Source organism: Methanofollis aquaemaris (assembly GCF_017357525.1).
In the GTDB taxonomy this organism is placed as follows: domain Archaea; phylum Halobacteriota; class Methanomicrobia; order Methanomicrobiales; family Methanofollaceae; genus Methanofollis; species Methanofollis aquaemaris.
The window spans coordinates 1,756,059-1,772,251 of the sequence record NZ_CP036172.1 but is presented as its reverse complement, the minus strand read 5'-3'; the positions used below and the strand labels follow the sequence as shown (position 1 = coordinate 1,772,251).

Genomic DNA, 16,193 nt, shown 5'->3' with positions numbered 1-16,193 from the left:
AGGCCAATAGGGATGATATATCTTGGGTTTCCCTTCAGACAGGGTCCCCCTTTCCCTGATGAAGCAGACCTTTTGGTCAGGTCCGAATCTCTATATAATTTCAACAGGAAGGATTATGCATGCAGTGGAGCGACGAGCACCTGGCGCTGGCGAAGAAATATCAGAAACTTACGGATATTCCGGTTGAAGAGCGGCGGTACAAGTGCCACACCTGCAACCATGTCGTCGAGAGCACACCATGCCCGGTCTGCGGCGAGACCGAACTCGAGATCATGTGTCCCCTCGACCACACCCATTGTTCCCACGAGATCATCTCCGGCATCGACTACTGTCCCCTCTGCGGCGCACCGGTCTGTCCGGAGTGCGGTTCCCACGACGTCACCCAGATCAGCAGGGTCACCGGTTACCTCCAGGACGTCTCCGGGTGGAACGCGGGGAAACAGCAGGAACTTAAGGACAGGGTCAGATACACTGTCGCATGAGGTATTACTACACCTCTGACACCCTCTTTGTCAGGGGAGACTTCAGAGCGGCGAGCACCGGGATCGCCGGAGGAGTCGGGAGGGTCACGACCATCTTCAACCACTCGGTCCCGACCGATTTCGACCACACCGAACCGTCACGGTACCTCCAGGAACGTGCGGCCTCCTGGGGCTATGGGCCGGACTACTTCGGCCTTCTCACCGCGGTTCCGATGCGCCACCTCTGCGTCCTGCAGTACGACTTCATCACCGTTTTCGTGACCGCCGGGGTCACGAACCCGAACCCCGACCCTGACCCCGCTCGCCCCCATACCATCAACATCATCGTCACCTCCAGGGAGGGACTTGGCGACGGGGCGCTCCTCGAGACGATCATTACCGCCACCGAGGCGAAGGCGATGGCCCTGCGGGAGGCGGGGCGGCCCTTCACCGGGACGACGACCGACGCCGTGGTCGTGGCCTCCGAAGGGGAGGAGGTCGGTCACACCTATGCGGGCACCCTCACCGAGGTCGGCCGCCGGGTGTATGCCGCCGTGCTCCATGGCGTGCAGGCAGCGCTCGACCGGCAGGAAGAGCGTGTCGTCAGAGAACGCCCGTCCTATTTTATCTTCAGCAGGTACGGCGGCGACCACTGGGTGGAGTGGCAGCCGGAGGGGTGTCCGTATTATCCCTGCCACTTCGAGGGGCAGGCCTGCGACTTCTGTTACTGTCCCTTCTATCCATGCCGGGACGAAGGCCTCGGCGACTGGGTCGAGAGTTCAAACGGGGGCCGGATCTGGAGTTGCAGCCGGTGCACCCTCCTCCATGAACCGGAAGTGGCGGCCTACTTCAGACGCAACCCTGAGGCGGCACTCAAAGAACTCAAAAAATACCGGGCATCCATCACGGATAACCCAAAAAAATAGATTTTACTCCTGAATACCCAGCGCGGCAACGAGCTCTTCGAGCGGAATGCCGTGAGCGGCCGCGGCCTGACGAATGCTCTCGCCCCTACCGATGGCACAGCCAAGGCAGCCCATACCAAAGCGCATCAGGACATCTGCGGATTCTGGCTTCTCCTGGAGAAGTTCCAGGATCGTACTATCAGCGGTGATCGCCATATTCAGGGTTTGGACTCAGGAGTACTTAAAGATACAACCAGGGAAGGGAGGGCATTCACTTTCACACCTCGCCCGATCTGCTTTATACCCATGACACCGATGCTCCTGTGGAGATGTGTATGGACCTATCCGAAGCATCAAAAAGAATCTCCCAGAAGTTCGCATCACAGTCTGTCGAGGTCGATCCGGCCTTCATTGAGAAGAAACTCAGGACTCTTGTCGAGGAGTTCGGGGTCAACCTCGCGGAGGCCGAGAAGACGGTGACCGAGAACATCGCAAAGGAGCACGGTCTGGAGAGTGTCCCTCGCCAGACCTCGGAACAGCGCGAGATCGGTTCGCTCCTCCCCGGCGAGTGGGCAACGGTCGAGGGAAAAATCGTCGGGCTTGCAAAACCCTTCTCGCCCTCCATCAGCCAGACCGGAATCATCGCCGACGCCACCGGGGCGATCCAGTTCACGGCCTGGGCGCGGGCAAACGCCCCCCTCGTTGAGGAAGGTCAGTCCTACCGGATCGAGTCCGCGGTCGTGGACGATTACCGGGGTGTGCCGAAGTTGAACTTCCACGCTGGAACAACGATCACCCTTCTTGAGGAGAATGTCGCGGCACTCCCGCAGGTGGTCAAAGTCAGCGATCTGCGGCCCGGCGTTGCAAGCATGCGGGTGAAGATGGTCCAGGAGTGGGAGGCCCGCCACGAACGGATCCTCCAGACCGGACTTGTCGGCGACGAGTCGGGGACGGTCAAGTTCACCATCTGGAAGGACGACGATGCCACCGAACTCGAGGTCGGAAAGGTCTACAATATCTTCTATGCGTCGGTCAGCGAATTCCAGGGACGTCTGGACATCACCCTCAATGGGGCCCGGTGTTTCCCCGACGAAGAGGGCGATATCGAGGTCGGCGTGGGCGGCGCACAATATAGGGGCGCAATTGTCAGCATCGGCCCAGGTTCCGGCGTGATCAAGCGCTGTCCGGTGGAGGGGTGCAACCGCGTCCTCTCACGGATGAACTACTGCCCGGTGCACGAGATGCAGAGCGACTTCAGGTACGACCTGCGGATCAAGGGCGTCCTCGACGACGGCGAGAAGGCGCACAACATCCTGATGCAGCGCGAGGTCGTTGAGGCGGTGACCGGGCTTTCTCTCGACGATGCGATCGAGATCGCCCAGAACAGCCCTATGGGCATGGACGATGTCTTCTACCGCCTCAGAGACACCATGGTGGGGCGATATTTCATCTGCGCAGGCAACGACCTCGGCGACACGATCCTTGTCAAGGAGTGTTCGCCGATCACCTATGATCGAGACCGACATGCCGAACTGCTCAACCGCCTTGGAGGTGAAGACAATGTCGAATGAAGTACGGTTCAAACAACAGCAGACGTACGAACGCGAGCCTGCCCGGCGGGTCTTTGCGACCGAACTGCGGGAGGCCACCTACCACTTCAAGGACGGCGAGGACGAGAAGAGCCCGGCCTATGTACTCCTGCCCACCGGCGAGCGGTGCAATCGGATCTTTATCATCGGGTCGATGACCCAGAAAGAGAAGCGCGGCGAGCAGAATCTCTTCTATCAGTTCCGCGTCGCCGACCCGACCGGGATCTTCTTTGTCAGTGCCTCCTCCTTCCAGCAGGAGGCGATGCAGCAGGTCTCCAGGATCGAGCCGCCGGCATTCGTGGCGGTCGTGGGGAAGCCAAGTGTCTATGAGACTCCTGACGGCAGGATCTTCGTCTCGGTGCGGGCCGAGTCGGTGACGGTCGTCGACAAGGAGATGCGGGACTGCTGGGTCCTTGACGCTGCCGAGAACACGCTGAAACGGATCGAGGGCTTCGACCAGAGCAAGGATGCAGCACTCACGCAAGAACACTATCCGGCACTTGATCTGAAGGTCTACCGGCAGATGGCCTATGAGGCCCTCCGGCAGATCAATCTCTGAAATCTTTTTTTCCCCGGATAGCATTCTTCGTCCTTCTGTCGCGGCGTCCATCTGATCTCACGCCTTTCTCCGCGCAGCGGTTGGGCGGGAAGGCGGGAGGTGATCCCGTCCTCTGCCTATCAGGTCCACCGGGGTGTGGTCAGCCCCTGATTCAGACTCCAGAAGAGGAATATAATAGAGTTGAAAATGAGGGAAGTATCAGGGATAGCGCGGGATCAGAGGGTTACGAAAAAAGTATGAGGGTTTCAAAAGAGCTGATTATTCGCTCTTCGCCACGGAAGACGACTGCGCCCCTTTCCACTCGCCCTTCAACTCAGGATAGTCGGCAAGGATCTTGGAGACCGTGCTCCTGCTCACATTGAACATCCGACAGATCTGAGAGATGCTGATCCCCGAACGCCTGACCGTGATCAAGGCCTCGATCTGACCGTCGTTCAGAGCCCGCGGACGGCCGATGGTACCTTTCGGCTGGGAGGCCGGGCGCGCATGGTTCGGCAGGTTCTTGCGGGCGAACTCGCGGTAGGCATTCATGTATGCAAGGAAGTTTTTGAAGTCCCTGACCCTTGCCGAAGAATCGTCCGTATTCGCAATAAAATCATCTTCGGCAAAGTATGGAATGATTTCTTCGCTGAGGAGGAGTTTCAGTTCTTCGAGTCCGATGTCGAGATTTCTGGAGACAGAAGGGAGATTTAAAAACAGAACGTGTTTGATCCCATGCTTCTGACAATAAGTGAGCATTTCAACATAGCCTTCCCGTTTTCTGGGCGGTGCGCTGTTCACCCGATGATCGGTGAAGACTCTATTGATGCTAAACTTATATTTGCAAAATTCTTCAACAATTGCCCGATGATGCTCCATATCGCCCCTTTTCCGGGTAGAAAAGTAGGCCACGGCATCTTTCTTCATAAAAAATATTAAAATTCATGACCATTTATCTGTTGCGATCCCCGACAACTGCTATAAAAAAAGGAGCATAAAGAAAAAGAATAAAAAAATGAAGAAATATCGATTCAAGGAAATAAATGGAGACATTCAGGCTTTGTTGAAATCTGATTCCAGAGTGCGAATGGCGGAGGGTTGGCCGCGCCCCGGCAAAGCAGGAGAGGGAAGGCGGGTGATGCATGTTCATGCAAGAAAAGGAGAGGGAAAATGGCCAGGAGAGAATTCTTCGGACCCGTACACGACCGATAGGATCAAGGATCAGATCAAACTCAAAACGATCGGCCCTCTGTCTTCCCGCCCCACTCTTCGCGTGGGGGGTTGGGAGTCGCGGTGTTCTGGCGCGAGAATGTGGAAAGGCAGGGGATCGGAGGGTTACGAAAAAAGTATGAGATTTTCAACACAGCCAACATTCAGGCATTCTTAGCGGCTTTCACTTCTTCCCAGTGGTCAAGAACCTCTTTCCCTTCGATGAAGACAAGGCCGTGCTTCTCCGCATATTCTATCGCGTCCTCTTTCGAGAGCGCAAGACCTGTCTCGTCGTCGAGCATCTCGCAGACCACGACCGCCGGCGTCACCCCGGCCTGCTCGGCAAGGGCGATCGAGAGTTCGGTCTGCCCGCGGCGGTCGTCGAGGAGACCCTCGGCCGCCCTGAGGATCGCCACATGGCCGGGCGTTCTGAACTCGGCAGCGAAGTTCTGGCCCCCGCCGTTGAGGGAGGACTTCACCTGGTCCGCGATGGCGTTGATGGTCGTCGCCCGATCGCGGTCGGGGATCCCGGTGTAGGTGCTCCGGTGATTCACCCAGATCGAGAACGACGAATGGTTCTTCCGGTCGTACGGGATGTCGCCGAGGTGTTCGACCGCCCCGAAACCCTGCAGGAGGTCGGAGGCAAAGGGAAGGCCGAGCCTTTTTGCCGCCTCGGGGTGGATCGCGGTGCAGATGAGTCCGCCGCCGTCGCGGCGCATCGTCAGCACGTCTTTGGGCGTGACGGCGTCGGCCCTGATGATCAGGTCGGTCTCTTTCTCGCGGTCGTCGAAGTCATAGAGCAGAACAATCTTGCCCTCTCTGAGGGCGGAACACGCGTCTTCAATCATGAGTTACCTCAACACTTACGATATCGTTGTCATGCAGTCCAAAGGTCTCGCGCAGGGGTGCCGGCGAGATGATCTCGATGATCTCTTCAGGATAGTGGCTCCGTCCGGGCTCGATGATCGCACCCGGACAGTCATCGATCCGGCACGGGAGACACCGGGCGTTCCCGAACGATCGGCCGTCGGCCTCGAAGCCCTCGATCCCGATCCAGACCAGAGCCTCAAGGCGGCGCTTCACCCGAACACTCTCCGGGTCGAGCCTCACATTGAGGGTGCCCGGATAGGCATTGAACCCGAGTTTCTCGATGAACTGTTCCCGATACTGGGGGTGGTCGATGTAGTATCGTCCCTCGCCGAGGCCGCTGATCACCGCCCCTTTCAGGACATAATACCCGCCTTCCGGCGAGAAGATCCGCGAGTAGGCCGAGTACTCGCGCCTGAGTTCCTCCTCCCCGGCGGGTGCGACGGCCACATACTGCCCGTCGGTTCTGACCGTGCGCGTGATCATCCCGGTCGCTTCAAGGCCCTTGAGCCGACGAGAGGCCGTCTGGGGGCTGATGTTCAGGGCATTGGCCAGAGACTGCGAAGACATCCAGGCAGAACTCCGTAGACCGCCCATGAGGGCAACGACCTTCAAGCACTGGAGATCTCCTGCATCCATCATGTATTTCAAAATTGAGATGCATCCTATATATGGGTTTGTCCCGCGCACTTCGTAGATTGTCGATGGTCGATTCGTTAATTATTTAATGTGCCTGGTAAACATCTACCTTCATGAACTCCGAACTGCGTAAGCAGCTTGCCGAGAAGATGGCAGGTGAGATTACGCTCTCGGACTCACCGGGAAAAGCCCTGAAAAAATGGCGCATGAGTTTCGGCATCCCTCAAGGGGTGCTCTCAGAGCGGCTCGGCGTCTCTCCCTCGGTCATCTCCGACTACGAGGGGGGCAGGCGCAAAAGCCCCGGGACCGCCGTGGTCGGCAAGATCGTCGACACCATCCTCTCGATCGACGAGGAGAACGGCGGCAAGTATATCCAGCGTTTCTCAAAGATCCTCTACAACGCCTTTGACGACGACGACGTCATCTACGACATCCACGACTACGCATCCTCGGTCCCACTGACCGAATTTGCGAAGGCCGTGGAGGCGCGGACACTCTGCGGATCAGAAGACCTCTCGATCTTCGGGTACACCGTGGTCAACAGCCTCAACGCGATCATGCAACTCTCCTCGAACGAGTTCAACCGCATCTACGGATGGAGCACCGAGCGTGCGCTCATCTTTACCAATGTCTCGACCGGGAAGTCTCCGCTGGTGGCGATTCGGGTGACCCCCTTCAAACCGCGGTGCATCTTCCTCCAGGGACTCGATTTAGAGCAGGTCCATCCGCTGGTCCCGAAATTGGCGGAACGCGACCGTATCACCGTTCTCTGCACATCGATGGACGTCGAACAAATCGTAAGCACATTGAGGGAAAAAGAATGGTAGGCATCATCAGTTATGGGGCATATATCCCCAGGTTCAGGATCAAGGTCGAGGAGATCGCCCGGGTCTGGGGGGACAACCCCAAGGACATCTCCGGCGGTCTCGGCGTTCAGGAGAAGTCGGTTCCCGACCTCGACGAAGACACCGCAACCATCGCCGTCGAGGCGACCAGGAACGCACTTCTCAGAAGAAACGTCGACCGCGACGGCATCGGAGCAATCTATGTCGGCTCCGAGTCACACCCGTACGCCGTCAAGCCGACGGCGGCGACCGTCGGAGCGGCCATCGGGGCAACCCCCGTCATGACCGCGGCCGACTACGAGTTCGCATGTAAGGCCGGCACCGCCGCAGTCCAGACCTGCATGGGTCTGGTCGGGAGCGACATGGTGACGTACGGCATCGCCGTCGGCGCCGACGTCGCCCAGGGCGCGCCCGGCGACGCCCTCGAATACACCGCCGCAGCAGGTGGGTGCGCGATGGTCATCGGGTCGAAGGATCCGATCGCCGAGATCAACCACACCTGCTCGTTCACCACCGACACCCCGGACTTCTGGCGCCGCGAAGGGCAGGCGTACCCCCGCCACGGCGGACGGTTCACCGGCGACCCCGGATACTTCAAGCACGTCCAGGGCGCAGCCAGGATGATGCTCGAACAGAGGGGGACAGAACCCTCCGACTACGACTACGCCGTCTTCCACCAGCCGAACGCGAAGTTCCCCTCCCGCGTCGCTGGCATGCTCGGGTTTACGAAAGAACAGATCAAGCCGGGCCTCGTCGTGCCGCGCCTCGGCAACACCTACTCGGGCGCCTCGATGGTCGGACTTGCGGCGACGCTCGACGTCGCCGAACCGGGAGACCGGATCTTCGTCACCTCCTTCGGGTCGGGTGCGGGCAGCGACGCCTTCGACATCACGGTCACCGACCTGATCGCAGACACCACTGTCTTCGACCGGGCGGCGGCGCCTTCGGTGGAGAAACTCCTCGAAAACCCGATCTATCTCGACTATGCACAGTATGCCAAGCACAAGGGTAAGATCATGGTGCAAAAATGAGAGATGTAGCAGTAATCGGGATCGGTTGCACCAAATTTGGTGAATGGTGGGACCGTTCCTTCAGGAACCTCTTTGTTGAGGCAGGCGTCAGTGCCATCGAGGACGCAAACCTCGCGGGCGAACAGATCGACGCGATGTACGTCGGCAACATGAGCGCCGGACGGTTTATCGAGCAGGAACACATCGGCGCGCTCATCGCCGACTACGCCGGGCTCGCATCCGAACACATCCCCTCGACCCGTGTCGAGGCGGCCTGTGCCTCGGGCGGCCTGGCCTTCCGCGAGGCGGTCATCTCGGTCGCCTCAGGGATGTCCAACATCGTCGTCGCCGCCGGGGTCGAGAAGATGACCGACGTCGACACCAGCCTCTCCACCGACGCCCTGGCCGGGGCGGCCGACCGCGAGTGGGAGGGCTTTGCCGGGGCGACGTTCCCCGGACTGTATGCGATGATCGCCAACGACTACATCCACCGGTACGGGCTGACCAGAGAGCAGCTCGCCCAGGTGGCGGTGAAGAACCACTACAACGGCGCACGCAACCCCATCGCACAGTTCCAGAAGGAGATCACCCTGAGTACCGTGACCAACTCGACGATGGTCGCCGACCCGCTGCGGCTCTTCGACTGTTCGCCGATCACCGACGGGGCGGCGGCCGTGGTCGTCGCACCGCTGGAGATGGCGAAGAAGTTCACCGACACCCCCATCAAGGTGCTCGCCACCGCGCAGGCCAGCGACACCATCGCGCTCCATGACCGCCGGGACATCTCGACCATGGACGCGAGCGTGGCCGCGGGCAACCGGGCGTTTAAGATGGCCGGGCTCGAACGAAAAGACATCGACTTCGTCGAGGTCCACGACTGTTTCACCATCGCGGAGATCTGCGCCATCGAGGATCTCGGCTTCTGCAAGAAGGGCGAGGCCGGGAAGTTCACCGAAGAGGGCGCCACCGCACTGGGCGGGCAGATCCCGGTGAACACCAGCGGCGGGCTGAAGTCCTGCGGTCACCCGGTCGGTGCGACCGGTATCAAGCAGGTCTGCGAGGCCGTGCTCCAACTCCGCGGCGAGGCCGGGAAGCGGCAGGTCGACGGGGCCGAGATCGGTATGACACACAATGTCGGCGGGACCGGTGCGACGGTCGCCGCGCATATCTTCGGGAGGGGCTGAGATGTCGGTACCACGTTTCTGGAGAAAGATCCCCCAGCGCTATAACCTGGAAGGAACCCACTGCGAGACCTGCGGGCGGTACTTCTATCCGCCCAGGAACCTCTGCCCTGACTGCCGGCGCGAGGGCACGATCGTCAACCACACCTTCAAGGGTGTCGGCAAGGTCGTGACCTACTCGGTGATCAGGACGGCGAGCGACCAGTTCTCGGCCCTGACACCATATGTCCTGGCCATCGTCGAACTCGAAGAAGGCCCGAGGCTGACGGCGCAACTCGTCTGTTCGCCTGAAGAGGTCACGATCGGGATGCCGGTCAAAGGTGTCTTCCGCAAGATCGGCGCCGAGGGCGAGAGCGGGGTCATCTACTATGGGACGAAGTTCGCTCCGATGTGAGCGAATTTCGAAATTCCTCCTGTGAACAAATTATCTCCGATTCCTCTTTTTTTCCGGTTTTGTTGAATCTGGTATGAAGCGAAAGCAGCCACAAGCATACCGGATGGAATCAATTTTCCATGAAAACCCCATTGAAATCAGAAATCGAATTCAATGTGTAGGTTTTCATTGGTTCAGCATGAGGCTCTTGCCTCATGCTGTTTCATGGTAAAACCTTGAGAGATCTCCTTACGACGGGGGAGCGGACAGAAACTGAGCAGCCTGCCGCCCCCACCTATCCTCTCTCCATGGGGGGTTCCGGGGGGCACGGCCCCCCGGCGCGAGACGGCGGGGAAGATTCTACGATGGGGGCGGCACGTCTGAACGGCCGCATTCGTCAGTCAAAGACCTCTCCTGATCCACCATTCCGAGATCAGAATCACAAAAAAAGAATGAAATCAACAAAATTAAATTTATATCTCCCAATTGACAATTATGCCATCGCCAGAGGTTAATCTCTCCTATCCGCTCTTCCACCAGCGTTGTCTCCAACTGAATGAGGCCATTCTGAAAAAGTCAGGCCAGCCATTTTTTTCTTTTGAGGAAGGTCTCCCCCGCGACTGGGAGAACTACAAAAAGAAAGTCTGCGAAGAAGGACGGAAACGACTCGCTGTCGATGAATGGACCGAGGACGAGATCGGAAGCGGGCAGATCATCAGAAGACTGATCGCGGCGATCGAGATCGACATCCCCAATACCGACACCACAAACAATCTCATTGAGTCAGGGAAACGGTACGGGGAACAGACCCGCAGTCATCGGTCACTCTATGAGGCGCTGCACGATCCCGGCGTGACGCGTTCCTACGAACAACTCATCTACGATCTCTTCAAAGAAAAGATCCCACGAGACAGAGCATTCCAGGGTTTCATCGACCATGCCGGGAAAATATACGACTATATCGCATATGTCTTCTTTTTATACCGGCCAGAACGCTACGCCCCCATCAAGACCACACACTTCGATCGGGCCTTTTCGATGATGGGCATACCCCTCAAAACGGCGCGAAAATGTTCATGGGAAAACTATCAGGCGTACCTCGCGGCGTTGCGGGAGGTGAAGAAGGCGCTTGAACTGGACGGGTTCGTGGACGTGTCGCTGATCCATGCCCACTCTTTCTGCTGGATGCTGGAACATCTCGTCAAGGAGACATCCGGCGATCTGATCTCGATCCCTCTACCCGAGGAGGTCAAGGTCCTGGGCCCCGTGCCGACCGACCGCAAGAACCGTGACCCTGACCAGAACAGGCGCACGCCGAACGGCCCAATCGATTACGAAGCGCAGCACCGAAAAAACATCTTCCTGGGCCGTTGCGCCGAATACATCGCGTTCCGCGCAGAAATACGCCGCCTGGAGATGGCCGGACGCCCTGATCTTGCAGAGCAGGTGAATATCGTATCAAAGAACGCAGCCCTCGGTTATGACATCAAGTCATACGACGAAACCGGAGAAGAGCGATATATCGAGGTGAAGGCCATCTCAGGTGGCAACACACGCCATTCGTTTTACCTCACTCAGAACGAGTGGAGGACCTGCACACGCCTGAAGAATTATTATTTTTACCTGGTCTCAGGTGCAAAAACTTCAGAACCAAAAATCCATTTTTTCAAGGGGAGCCGCCTGACCGAAGGCCATCTCACGCCCAGCGAATATATCGCATCGATCCCGTACGCCCGGGAGTGATCCCTCACTCCCCCACCACAATCTCGTACACCGCATGCCACTCGGCCGGCGAGTAACTCCTTACCCGGCGCTCCCGCACCTCTCTCACCGGGAAGGCGCGGATCGCATCGAGGTACTTCCCTTCCTCATCCACCAGCGCATAGAAGTGGATCGTTCCGCCCGGACGGCAGAGGGCGAAGGCGGCCTTGAGGAACTGGACCGACTCCATCGGGAGGTTCATGATCACCCGGTCGAAGGTCCGGCCGAAGACGCCCGGAAGATGAATGGCGTCGGCGAGGACCGGGATGACGTTGGTCTTCCGGTTCTTCGTGATGTTCTCGCAGAGGAGGGAGACGGCCGCGGGGTTGAGGTCGGCGGCGACCACGAGGGAGGCGCGGTCTGCCAGGGTGAGGGCGAAGGGCCCGACGCCCGCAAACATATCGACGACCCGCTCGCCCTCCGTCATCTCTGCACAGACGCGGTGGCGCTCGGTGGAGAGGCGGGCCGAGAAATAGGCGCGGGCCAGGTCGACGACAAAGTGATGGCCGTGCTCGGTGACCACCGTCCGGGTCGTCTCCTCGCCGGCGAGGATGAGAAACTCCCTGGTCCTGAACTCCCCTTCCACCGCGGAGGTGGGGTAGAGGACCGTGTGGAGCGAGGGGCGGGAGGCGAGGATGCGGGCGGCACCGGCCCGGTCCTCCTCCTGCATGATCGCGATCCCGCCGACAAGTTCGTGCCTGGGCAGATCCTCGTGCCGGGGGAAGGGTTTGAACAAAGCCTCCTCAGCGCCCTCCATCTCCTCGATAAGCGGGAGAAGGAGATCGTCGCCGTCGGCACAGGGCCGCACACTCCGGTCCAGAAGACCTCCGGCGATCAGAACCTGCCGCTCCTCTTCAGCACGCCGTTTCTCCACCCGCAGACACCACCGTCGCACCCGCTCTTCTTCCTCCATGATATCCAGATTCTCCGTCGCAAGGAGGGGTTCGATACCACCTGAAACCTGACGGGAACCCCGGATCCGGGACTTCCATAAGTTCAAAAAGTATCGTACCCCTCTGTACTTCCATGGATGATGCTCTTGCAAGACTAAAAAAAGGAACCCTCAAACTCTACGCCCTGGAAAAGGAACTCCCCCCCGAAGAGGCCGTCAGGGTGCGGCGGAACTTTGTCGAGGGAGAGAGCGGGGCCGACCTGGCGGCCCTCGGTTCCTTCTCCATCGGCATCGACCGGGTGGTCAGGCGAAACATCGAGAACATGATCGGGGCGGTCCAGATCCCGGTCGGGGTGGCCGGGCCGGTCCGGGTGAACGGCGAGTACGCCGCAGGTGAGTATTACCTCCCGCTCGCCACCACCGAGGGGGCGCTCGTCGCCTCGGCCAACCGAGGAACCTCGGCGATCACGAAGGCCGGCGGGGCCGACGTCAGGGTGGTCAGGGACGGGATGACCAGAGCGCCGGTCTTTGCGGCCCGCGACATCGTGCACGCAAAAGAAGTCGCCGACTGGGCGACTGCACACTTTGCCGACCTCACCGCGGCTGCGGAGAAGACCACCTCACGGGGCAAACTCCTCTCGGTCACTCCCTACGTCACCGGGACCAGCGTCTTCCTCCGTTGCGCCTACGACACCAAGGACGCGATGGGGATGAACATGGCGACCATCGCCACCGCCGAGATCGCCGACCTCGTCGAGGCCGAGACCGGGGCGCGGCTCATCGCCCTCTCGGGCAACATGTGCACGGACAAGAAACCGGCGGCGATCAACCTCATCGAGGGACGGGGCAAGACCGTCGTCGCAGGGGTCCGTCTCTCCGACGACCTGATCCGCACGGTCTTCAAGACCGACGCGGCGACCATGGTCGAGGTCAACTACCGCAAGAACCTCATCGGCTCCGCCCGCGCCGGGGCGCTGGGCTTCAACGCCCACGCCGCCAACCTCGTCGCCGCCATGTATCTCGCCTGCGGGCAGGACCCGGCACATGTCGTCGAGGGGAGCAGTGCGATCACCACCGTCGAGGCAACCGAAGACGGCGGCGTTTACGTCTCGGTCACCCTCCCCGCCGTCCAGGTGGGGACGGTCGGCGGCGGGACCGGGATCGATACCCAGGCGGCGTGCCTCCGTCTCCTCGGGGTGGCGGGCGGCGGCGAGCCTGAAGGAGCGAACGCAAAGGCCTTCGCCGAACTGGTGGGCGTCGGCGTGCTTGCCGGAGAACTCTCACTCCTCGGAGCCCTGGCCGCTCATCATCTTGCGCGGGCGCATAAGGAACTCGGGCGCGGATAAGAGCGGGGGGTTCTGCTCCGGGGGAGGGGGGTCAGGGCCGGATCGCTCCCCCACAAACCCCTCTAAAAAAACCACTTCATCATCAGGATGGCGTCCTCGCCGTTGGCATAATAACCTGCGACCACAAACACCGGCTGATAACCATTTTTCCGATAGAACGACTGTGCATGGGTGTTCGAAACCCGCACCTCAAGCTGGACTCCTTCGGCCAGACGGATGGCGAATTGCTGCTCGGCCCGGCGAAGGAGGGTACGGCCGATCCCTTGCCCCTGATATCTCATCGCCACGGCAAAGTTGCAGATGTGGCCGTAGACCGCCTCGCCGGTATCCTCCAGGCCACCGACAATGAACCCTGCGACTTCGCCGCCCACCTGGGCCACAAAAAACATGTCGGCCCAGACCTCCAGCGCCTGGAGGAAGGTCTCCTCGTTCCACGGGTCGACAAAGGACTCCCGTTCGATGGCGGCGATGGCGGGGAGGTCAGCGACCACTGCTCGCCGCAGGAATACCCTGGTCTCAGACATTACATGAGAGTACACCCCACGAGCTAATATATTGACGCAGGTGAAAGTACTACCAGCTTTCAGGAGACTGTGATCCCCATGGTGAAAATATACCGTTTCTCCGGACTGCGGCCGGACCGCGCACAGGCCGCAGCGATCGCCTCGGTGCCGTACGATGTCGTGACGACAGATGAGGCCGAAGAGATCCTCAAGAAAAATCCGAGTTCATTCCTGCGGGTCGTCAGGACCGACGCCCTGCTCAGGGACATCCCGGCCGACGACGAGAAGATCTATGAGACCGCCCGCGAGAACCTCCAGGAGATGGAAGACCAGGGGATCCTCCGCCGCGACGAAGAGCCCTCGATGTACCTGTACCGCGTGAAACAGGGCGGCAACCTCTACCTCGGGCTTGTCGCCTGCGTGGACGTCGACGACTACCTCAGCGACGCCATCAAGAAGCACGAACACACGCGCTACGACAAGGAGCGCGACCGCACGCGGCACATCGAGGCGACGAACGCCAACACCGGTCTGATCGTCATCCTGTACCCGGACGAGGGCGAGATCTTCGGGTACACCGAGTCGATCCTCCCGCAGGGCGAACCCGACGCGGTGGTCAAGACCGAGAACGGCGTGGTCCACGAACTCTTCAAGATCAGCGATCCGGTCAGTCTCAGTTACCTCGAAGACGCCTTCTCCAGGGTGCCGGCCACCTACATCGCCGACGGTCACCACCGGGCGCGGTCCGCGGTGACGGTTGCCGAGGAGCGGAGGAAGAACGGAACCTACGAGCCCGAGGACGGGCGGTTCATGGCCATCCTCTTCGCGCACAAAAGGGTGAAGATCCACGGGTACTCCAGACTGGTCGCGGACCTCGGCAAGTACACTCCCGAGTCCTTCCTCGACGCGCTCAAAGAGCAGTTCGAGGTGCGGCCGTACGGCGAGATCGACGACACGGTCTTCAAGATCGCACCTCTCCGCAAGGTCGACGGGACGCACGTTGTCCACATGTACCTCGGCGGGCAGTGGTACGAACTCTCGGCACCGGTCGAGAACCCCGACGACCTGACCGGTTCCCTCGATGTCTCGGCGCTCCAGAAGCAGGTGCTCGAAGGGATGCTCGGGATCACCGACCCCCGCGGCGACCCCAGGCTCCAGTACCTCGGCGGGGCCAGGCCGCTGGCCGACCTCGAAGCAAAGGTCGACTCCGGCGAGTTCGCCCTTGCCTTCTCGATGCAGCCGGTCGATGTGGAGACGGTGATGAACATCGCCGACGCCGGGATGGTCATGCCCCCGAAGTCGACCTGGTTCGAGCCAAAACTCCTCTCCGGCCTTGTGATCCACACCATGGGCGAGGGGAAGAAAAACTAAAAATTAAATTTTTTTACCAGCCGCGGGTGTACTCACCGGCACACGGCATACAGAGCACCTCACCGTCGACGAGCCGCGCCCTCGCCTCGGAGACCAGCTCGCCGCACTTCGCACAGGTATAGGACCGAAAGATCCTGGCCCGCTCCGGCACGTCGGGTGCGACGTCCCGGATCAGGAAGATCTCTTCTGCGGGCCGCGTCTTGATCGTCTCACAGACGGCGTGGAGGTGGCGGGCATATGCCTCCCGCTCCTCCTGCGTCGCCTCGCCCGACCAGACCTTCGCCCTGAGCGGGTGGAACTCGGGGTCGAGGGTGTCCATCGTGACGTCCGCTCTGCTTGCCACCCGCACGGCCTTCCCGTTCGTCCTGTTGATGAAGGTCCAGGCATTCTTGCCGACGTCCCTGAGAATGAGGTTGCCTTTTCCCACGGTGCATCCGGTCATCACCTGGACGGCGTCGACGCCGCAGGCATCGTTCTCCACGATGGCGACAAACTCCTCGTCAGGCGCACGGGTCGCACCGGTCCGCTCCATTCCGATGAGGGCGGCCCGGTACCCGAAGGTGACGCCGGGGCAGAGGTGGCCGTGGAAGCGGACGACGTCGTCAAAGTCGGGGCATGAACAATCCATGGTCATGGGTGCTGCCTGATCGGAGATACGCTTTGCGATAGAGATCACGCCGCGTCGGATTTGATCAGAACAATA

Annotated in this window: 18 protein-coding genes; 11 read left to right on the top strand and 7 right to left on the bottom strand. The window is 60.1% G+C overall.

Translation table 11 applies throughout. The features are described from left to right. Positions 1-119 precede the first annotated feature (119 nt). Together nrdD and RJ40_RS08565 are read left to right on the top strand one after the other, a co-directional pair. Positions 120-482, top strand: coding sequence for an anaerobic ribonucleoside-triphosphate reductase (gene nrdD / locus RJ40_RS08570; protein ID WP_265580441.1), 363 nt, complete (start codon positions 120-122; stop codon positions 480-482). Then, complete coding sequence (locus RJ40_RS08565) at positions 479-1,387, top strand: adenosylcobinamide amidohydrolase (RefSeq protein ID WP_265580440.1); 909 nt, start codon at positions 479-481, stop codon at positions 1,385-1,387. Before nrdD ends, RJ40_RS08565 begins: the two co-directional genes overlap by 4 nt. 3 nt (positions 1,388-1,390) lie before the next feature. On the opposite strand, the gene RJ40_RS08560 is transcribed toward RJ40_RS08565, so the two are convergent. Continuing rightward, complete coding sequence (locus RJ40_RS08560; RefSeq protein ID WP_265580439.1) at positions 1,391-1,582, bottom strand: DUF1858 domain-containing protein; 192 nt, start codon at positions 1,580-1,582, stop codon at positions 1,391-1,393. A gap of 119 nt (positions 1,583-1,701) precedes the next feature. Here RJ40_RS08560 and RJ40_RS08555 point away from each other — a divergent pair, with 119 nt between their 5' ends. Both RJ40_RS08555 and RJ40_RS08550 read left to right on the top strand, forming a co-directional pair. Beyond that, on the top strand, positions 1,702-2,937 hold the full coding sequence (locus tag RJ40_RS08555; protein WP_265580438.1) for a nucleotide-binding protein: 1,236 nt from the start codon (positions 1,702-1,704) through the stop codon (positions 2,935-2,937). Beyond that, the gene (locus RJ40_RS08550; RefSeq protein WP_265580437.1) at positions 2,927-3,514 is read left to right on the top strand and encodes an RPA family protein; all 588 of its coding nucleotides are present in this window, start codon (positions 2,927-2,929) and stop codon (positions 3,512-3,514) included. Before RJ40_RS08555 ends, RJ40_RS08550 begins: the two co-directional genes overlap by 11 nt. A gap of 258 nt (positions 3,515-3,772) precedes the next feature. On the opposite strand, the gene RJ40_RS08545 is transcribed toward RJ40_RS08550, so the two are convergent. From RJ40_RS08545 to RJ40_RS08535, 3 genes are all read right to left on the bottom strand, one after another. After that, positions 3,773-4,420 (bottom strand): helix-turn-helix domain-containing protein, encoded by a 648-nt coding sequence (locus tag RJ40_RS08545; protein ID WP_265580436.1) that lies wholly within the window; start codon positions 4,418-4,420, stop codon positions 3,773-3,775. 446 nt (positions 4,421-4,866) lie between these two features. Further along, on the bottom strand, positions 4,867-5,550 hold the full coding sequence (gene ribB, locus RJ40_RS08540) for a 3,4-dihydroxy-2-butanone-4-phosphate synthase (protein ID WP_265580435.1): 684 nt from the start codon (positions 5,548-5,550) through the stop codon (positions 4,867-4,869). Then, positions 5,543-6,184, bottom strand: coding sequence for a DUF120 domain-containing protein (locus RJ40_RS08535; protein WP_322743872.1), 642 nt, complete (start codon positions 6,182-6,184; stop codon positions 5,543-5,545). The genes ribB and RJ40_RS08535 overlap by 8 nt, the downstream gene beginning before the upstream one ends. Positions 6,185-6,321: 137 nt before the next feature. Between RJ40_RS08535 and RJ40_RS08530 the strand changes: the two genes are divergently transcribed. The 5 genes from RJ40_RS08530 to RJ40_RS08510 all read left to right on the top strand — a co-directional run bounded on the left by RJ40_RS08530 (position 6,322) and on the right by RJ40_RS08510 (position 11,360). Next, positions 6,322-7,035, top strand: coding sequence for a helix-turn-helix domain-containing protein (locus tag RJ40_RS08530; RefSeq protein WP_265580433.1), 714 nt, complete (start codon positions 6,322-6,324; stop codon positions 7,033-7,035). Next, positions 7,029-8,084: a hydroxymethylglutaryl-CoA synthase gene (locus RJ40_RS08525; RefSeq protein ID WP_265580432.1), complete on the top strand. Its 1,056-nt coding sequence runs from the start codon at positions 7,029-7,031 to the stop codon at positions 8,082-8,084. Before RJ40_RS08530 ends, RJ40_RS08525 begins: the two co-directional genes overlap by 7 nt. Next, a complete protein-coding gene (locus tag RJ40_RS08520) occupies positions 8,081-9,247 on the top strand; it encodes a thiolase domain-containing protein (protein ID WP_265580431.1) in 1,167 nt (388 codons plus the stop codon). Before RJ40_RS08525 ends, RJ40_RS08520 begins: the two co-directional genes overlap by 4 nt. Position 9,248: 1 nt before the next feature. Next, positions 9,249-9,638 carry a Zn-ribbon domain-containing OB-fold protein gene (locus RJ40_RS08515; RefSeq protein ID WP_265580430.1) on the top strand — a complete coding sequence of 130 codons (390 nt, stop codon included), beginning with the start codon at positions 9,249-9,251 and terminating at the stop codon, positions 9,636-9,638. A gap of 474 nt (positions 9,639-10,112) precedes the next feature. Continuing rightward, positions 10,113-11,360 carry a DUF3883 domain-containing protein gene (locus RJ40_RS08510; protein WP_265580429.1) on the top strand — a complete coding sequence of 416 codons (1,248 nt, stop codon included), beginning with the start codon at positions 10,113-10,115 and terminating at the stop codon, positions 11,358-11,360. Between the two features lie 4 nt (positions 11,361-11,364). Here RJ40_RS08510 and RJ40_RS08505 read toward each other — a convergent pair whose 3' ends face one another. Beyond that, entirely contained in the window at positions 11,365-12,291 is a 927-nt protein-coding gene (locus RJ40_RS08505; protein ID WP_265580428.1) for a class I SAM-dependent methyltransferase, read from the bottom strand. Positions 12,292-12,404: 113 nt separating this feature from the next. Here RJ40_RS08505 and hmgA point away from each other — a divergent pair, with 113 nt between their 5' ends. Beyond that, positions 12,405-13,616: a hydroxymethylglutaryl-CoA reductase (NADPH) gene (gene hmgA, locus RJ40_RS08500; RefSeq protein ID WP_265580427.1), complete on the top strand. Its 1,212-nt coding sequence runs from the start codon at positions 12,405-12,407 to the stop codon at positions 13,614-13,616. Positions 13,617-13,678: 62 nt separating this feature from the next. Here hmgA and rimI read toward each other — a convergent pair whose 3' ends face one another. Further along, positions 13,679-14,140: a ribosomal protein S18-alanine N-acetyltransferase gene (gene rimI / locus RJ40_RS08495; protein ID WP_265580426.1), complete on the bottom strand. Its 462-nt coding sequence runs from the start codon at positions 14,138-14,140 to the stop codon at positions 13,679-13,681. Positions 14,141-14,218: 78 nt separating this feature from the next. On the opposite strand from rimI, the gene RJ40_RS08490 reads away from it, so the two are divergent. Further along, on the top strand, positions 14,219-15,490 hold the full coding sequence (locus RJ40_RS08490; RefSeq protein ID WP_265580425.1) for a DUF1015 domain-containing protein: 1,272 nt from the start codon (positions 14,219-14,221) through the stop codon (positions 15,488-15,490). Positions 15,491-15,503: 13 nt separating this feature from the next. Here RJ40_RS08490 and RJ40_RS08485 read toward each other — a convergent pair whose 3' ends face one another. After that, positions 15,504-16,118: an FmdE family protein gene (locus tag RJ40_RS08485; RefSeq protein WP_265580424.1), complete on the bottom strand. Its 615-nt coding sequence runs from the start codon at positions 16,116-16,118 to the stop codon at positions 15,504-15,506. Positions 16,119-16,193: the final 75 nt, after the last annotated feature.

Bases quoted from the DNA above. Each gene is read 5' to 3' on its own strand.
- nrdD (WP_265580441.1), top strand. From the start codon at position 120: ATGCAGTGGAGCGACGAGCACCTGGCGCTGGCGAAGAAATATCAGAAA.
- ribB (WP_265580435.1), bottom strand. From the start codon at position 5,550: ATGATTGAAGACGCGTGTTCCGCCCTCAGAGAGGGCAAGATTGTTCTG.
- RJ40_RS08525 (WP_265580432.1), top strand. From the start codon at position 7,029: ATGGTAGGCATCATCAGTTATGGGGCATATATCCCCAGGTTCAGGATC.
- RJ40_RS08485 (WP_265580424.1), bottom strand. From the start codon at position 16,118: ATGGATTGTTCATGCCCCGACTTTGACGACGTCGTCCGCTTCCACGGC.
- RJ40_RS08545 (WP_265580436.1), bottom strand. From the start codon at position 4,420: ATGAAGAAAGATGCCGTGGCCTACTTTTCTACCCGGAAAAGGGGCGAT.
- rimI (WP_265580426.1), bottom strand. From the start codon at position 14,140: ATGTCTGAGACCAGGGTATTCCTGCGGCGAGCAGTGGTCGCTGACCTC.
- RJ40_RS08530 (WP_265580433.1), top strand. From the start codon at position 6,322: ATGAACTCCGAACTGCGTAAGCAGCTTGCCGAGAAGATGGCAGGTGAG.
- RJ40_RS08565 (WP_265580440.1), top strand. From the start codon at position 479: ATGAGGTATTACTACACCTCTGACACCCTCTTTGTCAGGGGAGACTTC.
- RJ40_RS08510 (WP_265580429.1), top strand. From the start codon at position 10,113: ATGCCATCGCCAGAGGTTAATCTCTCCTATCCGCTCTTCCACCAGCGT.
- RJ40_RS08505 (WP_265580428.1), bottom strand. From the start codon at position 12,291: ATGGAGGAAGAAGAGCGGGTGCGACGGTGGTGTCTGCGGGTGGAGAAA.
- RJ40_RS08490 (WP_265580425.1), top strand. From the start codon at position 14,219: ATGGTGAAAATATACCGTTTCTCCGGACTGCGGCCGGACCGCGCACAG.
- RJ40_RS08515 (WP_265580430.1), top strand. From the start codon at position 9,249: ATGTCGGTACCACGTTTCTGGAGAAAGATCCCCCAGCGCTATAACCTG.
- RJ40_RS08560 (WP_265580439.1), bottom strand. From the start codon at position 1,582: ATGGCGATCACCGCTGATAGTACGATCCTGGAACTTCTCCAGGAGAAG.
- RJ40_RS08550 (WP_265580437.1), top strand. From the start codon at position 2,927: ATGTCGAATGAAGTACGGTTCAAACAACAGCAGACGTACGAACGCGAG.
- RJ40_RS08555 (WP_265580438.1), top strand. From the start codon at position 1,702: ATGGACCTATCCGAAGCATCAAAAAGAATCTCCCAGAAGTTCGCATCA.
- RJ40_RS08520 (WP_265580431.1), top strand. From the start codon at position 8,081: ATGAGAGATGTAGCAGTAATCGGGATCGGTTGCACCAAATTTGGTGAA.
- hmgA (WP_265580427.1), top strand. From the start codon at position 12,405: ATGGATGATGCTCTTGCAAGACTAAAAAAAGGAACCCTCAAACTCTAC.